Consider the following 12,945-nt stretch of genomic DNA (forward strand, 5'->3'; position numbering starts at 1 on the left):
GATCGCGCGCGGGGTGCTGCCGGCGTGGACCCGCCGCCAAAGAGCCGCCGGCCACTCGACGGCTCCGTTCGAGCCGCTGCACGCCGTCCTCGCCCTGCCCCAGCCGGCCTTGCCGCTGTCCCGCACGCCCTGGAGCGAGCGGGCGCGCCGGCGGGTCGTGCCCGGAGCGGCCCGCTGTCACGCGGCGGCCGCCGCCGGGTGGGCGGTGCTGTCGCAGCGAGGAGCGGCGCGGAGTCGCGGCTCCGCCGTGCACGAGCGGGCTACGGTCGCTCGTGCCCGCCGGGGCGGCGGCCGGCCCACAGCCGTCGCGCGCGCGTGAACGCGCCGGAACCGGACGGGGGCCTGCTGCGGTGCCCGTGCACCCGGGGGTCGTCCGTGACGGCGTACCGCTTCACGTACGCGCCCAGGAACGCCTGGAGCGTGGCCACCGCCGGGATGGCGATCAGCGCGCCGACGGCGCCCAGCAGCGCGGTGCCGGCGATGACCGAGCCGAAGGCGACCGCCGGGTGGATGTCGACGGTCTTGGCGGTCAGCTTGGGCTGGAGCATGTAGTTCTCGAACTGCTGGTAGATCACGACGAAGACCAGCACCCACACCGCGTACCAGGGGTTGACGGTGAACGCGATCAGCATCGGCAGCGCGCCCGCGAGGTACGTCCCGATGGTGGGGATGAACTGCGAGACCAGGCCCACCCAGACCCCGAGCACGGGGGCGTACGGCACGCCCATGCACTCCAGCAGGATGTAGTGCGCGATGCCGGAGATGAGCGCCATGAGACCGCGCGAGTAGAGGTAGCCGCCCGTCTTGTCGACGGCGATCTCCCAGGCGCGCAGCACCTCGGCCTGACGGGCGGGCGGCAGGACGGAGCACAGGGCGCGGCGCAGCCGGGGGCCGTCCGCGGCGAAGTAGAACGAGAACAGGCCGACCGTGAGCAGCTGGAAGAGGCCGCCGAGCACCTGGGCGGAGATGTCGAGGACGCCGGCCGCGCTGTTCTGCACGTATTTGCGCAGCCAGGCGGAGTGGAGCAGGCCCTCCTGTATGTCCACCCGTTTGAGGTCGGTGCGGAAGGTCTTGTTGATCCAGTTGATCAGCGAGTCCAGGTACTCCGGGAAGCCCTCGATCATCTTGATGATCTGGCCGGCCAGCATCGAGCCGAGCAGGGTGACGAACCCGGCTATGACGATGGTCAGACCGAGGAAGACCAGGAAGGTGGCGAGCCCCCTGCGCATACCGCGGGCCGACATCCGGCTCACCGCCGGCTCTATCGCGAGGGCCAGGAAGAAGGCGATCAATATGTTGATCAACAGTGCGGTGAGCTGGTGGAAGGCCCAGCTGCCCAGCTGGAACGCTGCGATCAGCGCGAGCGCGAGCACCATGGCGCGGGGCAGCCAGCGCGGCATCCGGGCGCCGGGCGCGACGGCGTCGGCGAGCGGGGGCCGGACGGGCGGGGTCGTCGCGGCCGGTGCCGCCTGCCGGACGGACGGCTCGCCGTCCTCGGCGGTGGATGCCAGGGATTCCTCGTCAGTGGGTGCCACTCGCCCAGTCTCGCCCACGCCACCGACAACCGGAGCCCGCGCGCGACCTTCGTGCGGGATCGGAACCGTACTGTCGATTTCCCGGACGGCAAAAGCCGACAAATCCGGCAGTCGGCCAGTCCGTGGCGGCCCGGTGCCTCCTTGGCACGGCGGCGATGCCCGGACCCGTCAGCGCCGCTCGCCGGGCACGTCCATGACCGCGCACACCACGCGCCACACGTCCTTGGCCGCCCAGCCGGCGTCCAGCGCCTCGTTCACCGTGCGCCCGCCCAGTTCGGACATGACGTGATCGCGCGCGAACATCTCGGCGTACCCCGGACCGAAGTGTTCCGCCATTCGCTGCCAGAAGACCGTCAACCGCATGCCTTCAGTATCCCGCCCCCGGGGGTGGGCCCGGCCCGGAGCGCCTGCGGGGACCGCTTCGCGCCCTACGGTCTGACCCATGGCAGATTCAGGAGTCTCCCCACTCCCCTCCACGCCCCCGGCGCACTCCCCGCTCTTCCGCGCCGAACAGTTCGTGTGGCTCACCGCGCGCGTGCTGGAGCAGCGTCTTTTCGCGTACCACTTCCTGCACGGCTGCCCGGAGGCCGTGGACGCGGCGCTGGACGCCTACCGCAACGAGGACGGCGGATACGGGCACGCGCTGGAACCCGATCTGCGCGGGCCCGTCAGCCAGCCCCTGCACACCGCGCGCGCCCTGCGCGTACTGGATGTCATCGGGCGCTGCGGCGGGCAGCGGGTGGAACGCGTGTGCCGCTATCTGACCTCCGTCTCCACCCAGGAGGGTGCTCTCCCGGCGGTCCACCCGGGCCAGCGCGGGTATCCGACGGCGCCGTTCGTCCCGGTGATCGACGACCCTCCCAGCGAGCTGCTGTCCACCGGCCCGGTGGTCGGGCTGCTGCACCGCAACGAGGTGTGGCACGCCTGGCTGTTCCGGGCCACCGACTACTGCTGGCACGCGGTGGAGTCACTGGAGAAGTCCCACCCCTACGAGGTGCAGGCCGCGGTGGCCTTCCTGGACTCCGCTCCCGACCGCCCGCGTGCGGAGGCCGCCGCCGGCCGGCTGGGCCGCCTGGTGCGGGAGCAGCGGCTCGCGGCTCTGGACCCGGACCGGCTCGACGCCTTCCCGGTCGCCTCCGGCTACGCGCCCGGCGAGCACCACTTCCCGCACGACTTCGCCCGGAACCCGGACTCGCTCGCGCGCGCGTGGTTCACGGACGACGAGATGGCGCGCTCCCTGGACCACCTGGCCGCCGGGCAGCGGGAGGACGGCGGCTGGCCCGTCACCTGGCACCAGTGGGCCCCGGCGCCCACGCTGGAGGCGCGCCCTGTGGTGACGATCGAGGCCCTGCGCACCCTGAGGGCCTACGGCCGCTTCGTGGGCTGAACCGCCGCCCCGGGCCCCTTGTCCGGCGGCCCGGGCCCGGCCGGCTCAGCCCCCGATGGCGCGCAGGCCCGCCGTCACCACCACGGCCGCCGCCACGACCAGCAGGAAGGGAGCGCGCAGCAGCAGGGCCACGGCCGCGGCGCCGAGCCCCGCGGCCCGGGCGTCGAGCACCAGCGTGTGGCCGTCGGCGAACGTCTGCTGGGCCGTGAGCGCGGCGAGCAGGGCGACCGGCAGCAGGGCGGCCAGCCGCCGGACGTACGGCCGCTCGACGGCGTGCGCCGGCACGAGCAGTCCGGCGAGTTTGACGGCGTAACAGCCGACGGCGGTCACGATGATCGCGATCCAGATGGTCACCGAGCCTCCTCCGCCCCGTTCGTTCCGGCCCTGGAGTCCCGGCGGCCGGTTCCCGGCGCGCCGGCCGACGCGTCGCCGCCGGTACGGCCGCCGCGCCGGGACTCTGCGACGAGGGCCAGCGGCGCCGCCAGTGCCGCCACCAGCACCGGCACACCGGCCGGCAGCACCGGCAGCAGTCCGAGGCCCAGCAGGACGGCGAGGCCCGCGACGGCGCGTTCGGTGGTCGTCCTCAGCATCGGTGCGAGCAGGGCCAGGAACACCGCGGGTCCCGCCGCGTCCAGCCCCCACGCGCGCGTGTCGCCGATCGCCTCGGCCCCCAGCGCGCCGAGCAGCGTGGTGAGGTTCCACAGCGCGTACAGGCTGAGCCCGGTGACCGTGAAGCCGAGCCGGGCGGTGTGCCGGTTCGGCTGTGCCAGGGTCACCGCGGTGGTCTCGTCGATCACCCACTGGGCGGCGAACGGCCGTACCGCGCGCGGGAGGGCGAGCAGCTGCGACAGCCGCAGCCCGTAGAAGGCGTTGCGCACGCCCAGGAAGAAGGCTCCGGCGGCGGCCGTGAACGGGTTGCCGCCGGCGGCCAGCGCCCCGATCAGGGCGAACTGAGAGGCGCCGGTGAAGACCAGAAGACTGAGCGCGCAGGTCTGGAGCAGCCCGAGTCCGCTGCCGGCCGAGGTCACCCCGAAGGCGAACCCGGACAGCCCCACCGCGACGCCGACCCCCAGGGCGTCCCGGACGACGGTCGTGTCGGGCTTGTCCGCGCCTTCGGCTGTCCGGTCCGTAAGTGCTGTGTGCTGTGTCACGCCCCGGACGGTACGGACGACGGCCGGCCGGCGTCTTGTACGTTCTTGCGCTCGTCTCCTCCGCGCCCGCGCTCGGCCGCGTTCGCGTGTTCCCGCTGGTAGGCGCCCGGCGGCACGCCGACGATCCGGGTGAAGTGCCGGTTGAGGTGGGGCTGGTCGGTGAAGCCGACGGCTACGGCCGCCTCGGCGGGAGGCGTGCCCGCGTCCAGCAGCAGCCGGGCGCGGCGCACCCGGGCGTCGGTCAGCCAGGTGTGCGGCGGCATGCCGTAGGCGTCACGGAACGCCCGCAGCAGGGCGAACGGACTGGTCCCGAGGTCCCGGGCGAGCCGCTCCAGGGTCGGTGGCCGGGACATCCGCTCGTCGAGCACCGCACGCGCGCGTGCCGCGATCCGCGCGCCGGCCGTCCGGGTCCGCCGCTCGGGCGGCGAGCCTCCGTTCCGCCGCAGCAGCCTGGTGACGGCGACCCGCAGGAGCGTGTCGGCGGCCAGCGCGTTGCCCTCGTCGGTGGCGCGCAGCACCTGGTGGACCAGCCGGACGGCGTAGGGGTCGTCGAAGACCGGGCTGACGAAGCCGGGCGTGCCCCGCAGGGTGGTGGTCTCGGCGGCGATCCGGGCGACCACGTCGGGCGACGGGTACAGCGCTCCGTACCGCCAGCCTTCGGGCACGCCCGCGCGGCCGGTGTGCGGGGTGTCCGGGTTGACCAGGGCGAGCGCGCCGGCGCCGGCGGAGACGTCGGAGCCGCGGTGGTGGAAGACCTCGACGCCGTCCGCTATGGCCGCGATCACGAAGTTCTCGTGGGTGTGCCGGACGAAGGTCTTGCGGATGTACCGGGCCCGCAGCAGGTCGACTCCGGGCAGATCCGTGGACCGCCAGTGCCGTGCCCGCTCGCCTGAACCCGCCATCCGCCCATTCTCCCGTCCGGTCCGGCGCCCCACCCGCCCCGTCCGTCATATGAACATCCCGGCCCGGCAGCCGCGCCCTGCCCCCTGTCCGTCCCGCACCGTCCGCCCGACCGGCACGCGAAGCCGCCCTTTCCCCTTTCCGCAGGTCAGGCCGATTGTCAGTGGGTGGGTGCACGATGGACGCATGGTCAGCTCCGCACGCCGAGCCCTGGACGGCTTCTCCCCCGCGACCCGCGACTGGTTCACGGGGGCCTTCTCCGCGCCCACCGCCGCCCAGGCGGGCGCGTGGCAGGCCATCCGTGAGGGCTCGGACGTGCTGGTGGTCGCCCCGACCGGCTCGGGCAAGACACTGGCCGCGTTCCTCGCCGCTCTCGACCAGCTGGCCTCGGCCCCGCCCCCGGCCGACCCCAAGAAGCGCTGCCGGGTGCTGTACGTGTCCCCGCTGAAGGCATTGGCGGTCGACGTCGAACGCAATCTGCGCAGCCCGCTGACCGGCATCCGCCAGGAGTCCGTGCGGCTCGGCCTGCCCGAACCCGAGATCAGGGTCGGCATCCGCTCCGGTGACACCCCGCCCGCCGAGCGCCGCGCCCTGTCCACCCGCCCGCCGGACATCCTGATCACCACTCCCGAGTCGCTGTTCCTGATGCTCACCTCGGCCACGCGGGACGCGCTCACCGGCGTGGAGACGGTGATCCTGGACGAGGTGCACGCGGTCGCCGGCACCAAGCGCGGCGCGCACCTCGCGCTCTCCCTGGAGCGGCTGGACGAACTGCTGCCGCGGCCCGCCCGCCGGATCGGCCTGTCGGCGACCGTGCGCCCGGTGGACGAGGTGGCACGCTATCTGTCCCCGCGCCGCAAGGTGGAGATCGTCCAGCCGGAGTCCGGCAAGGAGTTCGACCTCTCCGTGGTCGTCCCGGTCGAGGACATGGGCGAGCTGGGAGGCTCCCCCGCGGCCGACGCCGCCGAGGGCGGGGAGCGGCCGTCGATCTGGCCGCATGTGGAAGAGCGGATCGCCGACCTGGTCCAGGCCCACCGGTCCACGATCGTCTTCGCCAACTCCCGCCGCCTGGCGGAGCGGCTGTGCAACCGGCTCAACGAGATCGCCTATGAACGGGCGACCGGCGAGACCTTGGGCGAACACCACTCCCCCGCTCAGCTGATGGGCGGCTCGGGCGCGGCCCAGGGCGCGCCGCCGGTGATCGCCCGCGCGCACCACGGATCGGTCTCCAAGGAGCAGCGGGCCCTGGTCGAGGAGGACCTGAAGGCCGGCCGGCTGCCCGCCGTGGTGGCCACCTCCAGCCTGGAGCTGGGCATCGACATGGGCGCCGTCGACCTCGTCGTGCAGGTCGAGTCCCCGCCGTCGGTCGCCTCCGGGCTCCAGCGGGTGGGCCGCGCGGGACACCAGGTGGGCGCCGTCTCCACCGGTGTCGTCTTCCCGAAGTACCGGGGCGACCTGGTCCAGGCCGCCGTGGTCACCGAGCGGATGCGCACGGGCGCCATCGAGTCGCTGAAGGTGCCCGCGAACCCGCTGGACGTGCTCGCGCAGCAGGTGGTGGCCATGACGGCGCTGGACACCTGGCAGTTCGACGACCTGCTGGCCGTGGTCCGCCGCGCGGCCCCGTTCGCCTCGCTGCCCGAGTCGGCGTTCACGGCGGTCCTGGACATGCTCGCGGGCCGCTATCCGTCCGACGCGTTCGCCGAGCTGCGCCCGCGCGTGGTGTGGGACCGCGTGGCCGGCACGGTCACCGGCCGTCCGGGCGCCCAGCGGCTGGCCGTCACCTCCGGCGGCACGATCCCGGACCGCGGATTGTTCGGCGTCTTCCTCGCCGGTTCCGACCCCAAGAAGGGCGGCGGCCGGGTCGGCGAGCTGGACGAGGAGATGGTCTACGAGTCCCGGGTGGGCGATGTCTTCACGCTGGGCACGAGTTCCTGGCGGATCGAGGACATCACCCGCGACCGCGTCCTGGTCTCGCCCGCGCCGGGCGTGCCGGGCCGGTTGCCTTTCTGGAAGGGCGACCAGCTGGGCCGCCCGCTGGAGCTGGGCCGCGCGGTGGGCGCGTTCCTGCGCGAGGTCGGCTCGCTGTCCAGGGACGACGCGCGGCTCAGGCTGCTGGCGGCCGGGCTGGACGCCTGGGCGGCGGACAACGTGCTGTCGTATCTGGCCGAGCAGCGCGAGGCCTGCGGCCACGTCCCCGACGACCGCACGATCGTCGTGGAGCGCTTCCGCGACGAGCTGGGCGACTGGCGGGTCGTCGTGCACTCCCCCTTCGGCGCGCAGGTCCACGCCCCCTGGGCGCTCGCCCTCGGTGCCCGCCTGTCCGAGCGGTACGGCATGGACGCGCAGGTCATGCACGCCGACGACGGCATCGTGCTGCGCCTGCCCGACGCCGACCTGATGGGCCTGGACCTGCTCGACCAGGAGCCGGCGAAGGCCGGCACCGCGTACGACAGCGAGCAGGCCCCGGTCGGCGCGGCGGACGTCGCCTTCGACAAGGGCGAGGTCGACCAGGTCGTCACCGACCAGGTCGGCGGCTCGGCACTGTTCGCCTCCCGGTTCCGCGAGTGCGCCGCCCGCGCGCTGCTGCTGCCGCGCCGCAACCCCGGCAAGCGGACCCCGCTGTGGCAGCAGCGCCAGCGCGCGGCCCAGCTGCTCCAGGTGGCGAGCGAGTTCGGGTCGTTCCCGATCGTCCTGGAGGCGGTCCGCGAATGCCTCCAGGACGTCTTCGACGTCCCCGGGCTGGTCGAGCTGATGGGCGACATCGAGTCCCGCAAGGTGCGCCTGGTCGAGGTCACCACCCCCGAGCCCTCCCCGTTCGCCCGCTCCCTGCTCTTCGGGTACGTCGCCCAGTTCCTGTACGAGGGCGACTCGCCGCTGGCCGAGCGCCGCGCCGCCGCGCTGTCCTTGGACTCACGGCTGCTGGCCGAGCTGCTGGGCCAGGCGGAACTGCGCGAACTGCTCGACGCCGAGGTGCTGACCGAGCTGGAGCGCGAGCTGCAGTGGCTCACCGAGGACCGCCGGGTCAAGGACGTCGAGGGCGTCGCCGACGTACTCCGGCTGCTCGGCCCGCTCACCGACGCGGAGTTGGTCGCGCGAGGCGCGGACCCCGGGTGGGCGCGGGAGCTGGCCGGGGCTCGGCGGGCCATCAGGGTGCGGATCGCGGGCGTCGACCACTGGGCGGCCGTGGAGGACGCGGGCCGGCTGCGCGACGCGCTCGGCACGGCCCTGCCGGTCGGTGTCCCCGAGGCGTTCACCGAGCCGGTCAAGGACCCGCTGGGCGATCTCCTCGCGCGCTACGCCCGCACCCACGGCCCGTTCACCTCGACCGCCGCGGCGGCCCGGTTCGGGCTCGGTGTCGCGGTCACCGAGGGCGCCCTGCAGCGGCTGGCCGCGGCCGGCCGGGTCGTCCAGGGCGAGTTCCACCCGGCCGGGATCGGCCAGGAGTGGTGCGACGCGGCCGTGCTGCGCCGGTTGCGCCGCCGCTCCCTGGCGGCCCTGCGGCACGAGCTGGAACCGGTGCCGCCCGCCGCGCTCGCCCAGTTCCTGCCGCAGTGGCAGCACATCGGCAGGGGCCACGAGCTGCGCGGAGTCGACGGCCTGGTGCGAGCCGTCGAACAGTTGCAGGGCGCCTCCGTGCCCGCCTCCGCGCTGGAGAAACTGGTCCTGCCCTCCCGCGTGGCCGGCTACACGCCGTCGATGCTCGACGAGCTGACCGCCGCCGGCGAGGTGGTGTGGGCCGGGGCGGGCGCCCTTCCCGGCAAGGACGGCTGGATCTCGCTGTACCTGGCGGACACGGCCCCGCTGCTGCTCCCGGCACCGCACCCGCTGGAAACGACCGCGCTCCACGAGTCCGTCCTCGACACCCTCTCCGGCGGGTACGGCCTGTTCTTCCGGCAGATCGCCGACCAGGTCCGCGCCACCACCCACCCCGACGTCACCGACCCCCAGCTGGCCGACGCCCTGTGGGACCTCGCCTGGTCGGGCCGGCTCACCAACGACACCCTGGCGCCGATGCGCGCCCTGCTGGGTTCCGGCCGGACGGCGGGCTCGACCGCGCACCGCGCCAAGCGTGCCGTCCCGCGCGGGCGCTACGGCTCCTTGACGGCCGCCGCGCGCACCGCCTCCCGCACCGGCCCGCCGACCGTCGCCGGCCGCTGGTCGCTGCTGCCGGCGGCCGAGCCGGACGCCACCGTGCGCGCCCACGCGCTGGCCCGTGCGCTCCTGGACCGGCACGGCGTGGTCACCCGGGGCGCGGTCGCGGCGGAGGGCGTCGAAGGCGGCTTCTCGGCGGTGTACCGGGTGCTGTCGGTGTTCGAGGAGAGCGGTCAGGCCCGGCGCGGTTATGTGGTCGAGGGACTGGGCGCGGCCCAGTTCGCGATGGACGGCGCGGTGGACCGCCTCCGCGCGGTGGCGAACGCCCGCGAGCGCACCGAGGGCCGGCCCGCCCCGGCCGACCGGAACGGCTTCGGCTTCCCGGGCCCGGCGAACGGCTTCGGCACCCCGGATACCGCGAACGGCTTCGCGGGACAAGGCCTCCCGAACCCGTTCGACGGCCCCCGGGAAATCCACGGCACCACCGGCGCCCCGCACGGCCATGCCACCGCCCCCGGCCCCTTCGACGGAGCCGACGGCGGTTTCGCCCACCCCGGTCCGGACGGCGACTTCACCTGGCCGCCGGACGACCGTGCCGGCACCGACGGCGACCCGTTCTCGTCCCGCGACTTCGCGGACCCGTTCGCCTCCCCGGGCTACGGCGGCCCGCGCGGCGGCGGCACCGGAACCACCCACGGTCCGGGCGGCTCCCCCGGCGGGCCCCCGCACCGCGGCCACGGCTACGGCCGCTCGGGCTCCGCCGCGCCCGACCCGCGTGCCGTGGTCCTCGCCGCGGCCGACCCCGCGAACGCCTACGGCTCCGCGCTGCCCTGGCCGGAGCCGCCGACCGGCGCCGGACACAAGCCGGGCCGGAAGGCGGGTTCGCTGGTGGTCCTGGTGGAGGGCGAGCTGACGCTCTACATGGAGCGCGGCGGCAAGACGCTGCTGGCCTGGCCCACCGGGCCGGACGCGGACACCGCCGCGCCGGACGACCCTCGCCTCCGTACGGCCGCCGAGGCGCTGGCCGTGGCGGCCCGCGCGGGGTCGCTCGGCACGGTCACGGTGGAACGGATCAACGGCACCCAGGCCCTGACGTCCCCGGCGGGCACGCTCCTGGAGGCGGCGGGCTTCGTGGCCACGCCCCGCGGTCTCCGCCTGAGACCATGACACCGCCCTGGCGCCTACCCGACGCCGGCCTGACACCACCCCACGCCCGGGCTTCCGGCACCGGCCCGCACGCCCCCGCCCACGTGGCACGCTGGAGGCATGCCCGAAGGTGACACGGTCTGGCAGGCCGCGCGGCGGCTGCACGAGGCCCTCGCGGGCAAGGCGCTGACCCGCAGCGACTTCCGCGTGCCCAAGTACGCGACGGTCGACCTGGCCGGCCGAGCGGTGCTGAACACCATCCCGCGCGGCAAGCACCTGCTGACCCGCTTCGAGGGCGGCCTGACCCTGCACACCCATCTGCGCATGGAAGGCGCGTGGAAGGTGTACGGCACGGGCGAGCGCTGGCGGGGCGGACCGGCCCACCAGATCCGCGCCGTCCTGTCCACCGCCGACCGCGCGGCCATCGGCTACCGTCTCCAGGTCCTGGAGCTGCTGCGCACGGCCGACGAGGAGCGGGTCGTCGGCCACCTCGGCCCCGATCTGCTCGGCCCGGACTGGGACCCCGAGCGTGCCCTGGCCAACCTCCTGGCGGACCCCGCCCGGCCGCTCGGCGAGGCCCTGCTGGACCAGCGCAATCTGGCGGGCATCGGCAACGTCTACAAGAGCGAGCTGTGCTTCCTGCTCGGCGTGACCCCGTGGCTGCCCGTCGGCGCGCTCCCCGCCGACCGCGCCGAGAAGCTGCCCGCCCTGGCCCAGCGGCTCCTGGAGGCCAACCGCGACCGTCCGGTCCGGCAGACCACCGGCGTGCACCGGCACGACCTGTTCGTCTACGGCCGCGCACCCCGGCCCTGCCTGCGCTGCCACACCTCCGTCCGCGTGGCCGACCAGGGCGACGGCTCCCAGGACCGCCCCACCTACTGGTGCCCCACCTGCCAGCCGGGCCCCGCCCCGGCACCCGGCTCCCCGCAGCGCTGGCGGGAGAAGTACCCCCGCCGCCCTCGCACCCCCTGAGCCGTCCCGGCATTTGACGATCCGTCAGCCACGTTCGCACCGTCCCCGTCACGGCCCTGAGCGCCTACGACCTCGGTGGACCCACCGCCTTCGTCACCGATACCTCCGGCGGCACCGGCCGGGCCTGCGCCGTGCCGCTCGCCGAGGCGGGCGCGACGGTGCGCTGTGCCGACCGGGAAGCGGACGGCCTGGACGGCACGCTGAGCCTGATGGGACCGCGGACAGCCGGACCGTCCAGACGCGCCGCGCCACCGGCACCGACGACGGGCCCGCCACCCGCGAGTCGCCGCGCGAGCGCCGCGCCGATCGGTGACCGCGGCGGCGCGGCCCGGGTCCACGTCCTCGACGTCACCGACCGGCACGGGCTCGCCGGGGCGGTCCGCTCCTGCGACCGGCCGGACGTGCTCGCCGCCATCGCCGGCATCATGCGCAGCGGCCCGGCCCCGGGCACCCGCCCCGCGGCCCCGGACCGGACGTCGACGTCAAGGACGTGCTGTAGGCCGCCCGGCGGCGGCCCACAGGACTCGCGGCGGCGTCGCCATGGCCTCCGGCTCGGCCGGCACCGGCGGCGCCGGGCCGCTCCGCTACGGCGCGGCCAAGGCGGCCGTGGTGCAGCCGCCCAGGACGCCGGCCGGCGAGACGGGCCCGCACGGCTTCCGGGTCACCAGGGTCACGCCGGAGTGGACCCGCGTCCCGGTGACCGCCCGCCACGGCCGCGCGCCCCGGGCGCACACCGAGGCCGTGACGACCCGGATGACACCGCCGGACCGGGCCGGCGAGCCGGACGACGTCGCCCAGGCGGTGCAGCACCTGGTCTCGACGCGTCGGCGTTCACGACGGGCCGGACACTTCGCCCGAACGAGGGTGTCGCGATGTCCTGGTGACGTCCCCGGCCCGCCAGGCGGCCCCCCAGCACCCCGTCGGCACGGCCCCGGCCGCGCGCGCCTTGGGCGCGCAGTGCACGGGCAGCAGGCTCAGCCCCCAGCCGCCGGCCACGACGGCTCCCTCCAGCACGCCCGAGCCCTGTCCCAGGGTCAGCCGCAGCGCGGCCCACCACCACAGCGCCCCGAGCCCGAGCGCGGCCCCCCAGCGCACTATGCGTCCCGCCATGCCCGCCATCACCTCCAGCCGGACGCTAGACCCTCGCCCGCCCCGCGCGGGAGGCGCACCACGGGCTCACCGATGCATCACCGGACCACACCGTGGAGTGTCCGGCCGCCCCGGCTACGCGTTCTCCGCCTGGAACATCCAGTGGTGCTTCTCCAGATCCGCGGTGATCGCGATGAGGAGGTCCTGGGTGACGGGGTCGGGCGCCTCGGTCGCGGTCACCCGCTCCCGCATCCGGGTGATCACCGAGCCCAGCGCGTCCACCATCGCCGCGACCGCGTCCGTGTCCTTGATCCAGCCCGCCGGAGCCGTCTTGATGCCGCTGCCGGAGGCCACCGTGGCGGCGCGCCCGTCGGGCGGTATGCCCAGCGCCGACGCCCGCTCGGCGACCGTGTCGGAGTGGGCGCGGGCGGAGGCGACGACCTCGTCCAGCTGGAGGTGGACGGAGCGGAACCGGGGGCCGACGACGTTCCAGTGGATCTGCTTGCCGGTCAGCGAGAGGTCCAGCAGGTCCACGAGGGCACCCTGGAGCGCCTCGGCCACGGTCTTCAGGTCCGCGTCGGCCAACGGGCTCTTCACGACGTACATCCGTTTCCTCCGGTACTTCGGCGCCGTCATATCCCTCTCACGATGACCGCACCGAACACACCCGGCA

Annotated in this window: 10 protein-coding genes and 1 pseudogene; 4 read left to right on the forward strand and 7 right to left on the reverse strand. The window is 74.9% G+C overall.

What is annotated here, in order from left to right; translation table 11 throughout:
* Positions 1–260: 260 nt before the first annotated feature.
* Both SCK26_RS10045 and SCK26_RS10050 read right to left on the reverse strand, forming a co-directional pair.
* On the reverse strand, positions 261–1,511 hold the full coding sequence (locus tag SCK26_RS10045; protein WP_318205973.1) for an AI-2E family transporter: 1,251 nt from the start codon (positions 1,509–1,511) through the stop codon (positions 261–263).
* Between the two features lie 192 nt (positions 1,512–1,703).
* The gene (locus SCK26_RS10050; RefSeq protein ID WP_318200938.1) at positions 1,704–1,898 is read right to left on the reverse strand and encodes a DUF3046 domain-containing protein; all 195 of its coding nucleotides are present in this window, start codon (positions 1,896–1,898) and stop codon (positions 1,704–1,706) included.
* Between the two features lie 79 nt (positions 1,899–1,977).
* Between SCK26_RS10050 and SCK26_RS10055 the strand changes: the two genes are divergently transcribed.
* The gene (locus SCK26_RS10055) at positions 1,978–2,922 is read left to right on the forward strand and encodes a hypothetical protein (protein WP_318200939.1); all 945 of its coding nucleotides are present in this window, start codon (positions 1,978–1,980) and stop codon (positions 2,920–2,922) included.
* A 45-nt stretch (positions 2,923–2,967) separates the two neighbouring features.
* Here SCK26_RS10055 and SCK26_RS10060 read toward each other — a convergent pair whose 3' ends face one another.
* The 3 genes from SCK26_RS10060 to SCK26_RS10070 are packed head-to-tail and all read right to left on the reverse strand — an operon-like array spanning position 2,968 to position 4,975.
* On the reverse strand, positions 2,968–3,276 hold the full coding sequence (locus tag SCK26_RS10060) for an AzlD domain-containing protein (RefSeq protein ID WP_318200940.1): 309 nt from the start codon (positions 3,274–3,276) through the stop codon (positions 2,968–2,970).
* Positions 3,273–4,073, reverse strand: a complete 801-nt coding sequence (locus SCK26_RS10065) for an AzlC family ABC transporter permease (RefSeq protein WP_318200941.1) — start codon at positions 4,071–4,073, stop codon at positions 3,273–3,275. The genes SCK26_RS10060 and SCK26_RS10065 overlap by 4 nt, the downstream gene beginning before the upstream one ends.
* Positions 4,070–4,975 (reverse strand): AraC family transcriptional regulator, encoded by a 906-nt coding sequence (locus tag SCK26_RS10070; RefSeq protein ID WP_318200942.1) that lies wholly within the window; start codon positions 4,973–4,975, stop codon positions 4,070–4,072. Before SCK26_RS10070 ends, SCK26_RS10065 begins: the two co-directional genes overlap by 4 nt.
* A gap of 184 nt (positions 4,976–5,159) precedes the next feature.
* Between SCK26_RS10070 and SCK26_RS10075 the strand changes: the two genes are divergently transcribed.
* The 3 genes and pseudogenes from SCK26_RS10075 (at position 5,160) to SCK26_RS10085 (ending at position 12,067) form a co-directional block, all read left to right on the forward strand.
* The gene (locus SCK26_RS10075; RefSeq protein ID WP_318200943.1) at positions 5,160–10,232 is read left to right on the forward strand and encodes an ATP-dependent helicase; all 5,073 of its coding nucleotides are present in this window, start codon (positions 5,160–5,162) and stop codon (positions 10,230–10,232) included.
* Positions 10,233–10,331: 99 nt separating this feature from the next.
* Positions 10,332–11,183, forward strand: a complete 852-nt coding sequence (locus SCK26_RS10080) for an Fpg/Nei family DNA glycosylase (protein ID WP_318200944.1) — start codon at positions 10,332–10,334, stop codon at positions 11,181–11,183.
* A gap of 56 nt (positions 11,184–11,239) precedes the next feature.
* A pseudogene (locus SCK26_RS10085) lies at positions 11,240–12,067 on the forward strand (SDR family NAD(P)-dependent oxidoreductase).
* Here SCK26_RS10085 and SCK26_RS10090 read toward each other — a convergent pair.
* On the reverse strand, positions 12,015–12,293 hold the full coding sequence (locus tag SCK26_RS10090) for a hypothetical protein (RefSeq protein WP_318200945.1): 279 nt from the start codon (positions 12,291–12,293) through the stop codon (positions 12,015–12,017). The pseudogene SCK26_RS10085 and the gene SCK26_RS10090 sit on opposite strands and share 53 nt — an antisense overlap.
* Before the next feature lie 114 nt (positions 12,294–12,407).
* The gene (locus tag SCK26_RS10095) at positions 12,408–12,878 is read right to left on the reverse strand and encodes a DNA starvation/stationary phase protection protein (RefSeq protein WP_318200946.1); all 471 of its coding nucleotides are present in this window, start codon (positions 12,876–12,878) and stop codon (positions 12,408–12,410) included.
* Positions 12,879–12,945: the final 67 nt, after the last annotated feature.

The sequence above is a fragment of the Streptomyces sp. SCL15-4 genome (genome assembly GCF_033366695.1).
Classification (GTDB): Bacteria; Actinomycetota; Actinomycetes; order Streptomycetales; family Streptomycetaceae; genus Streptomyces.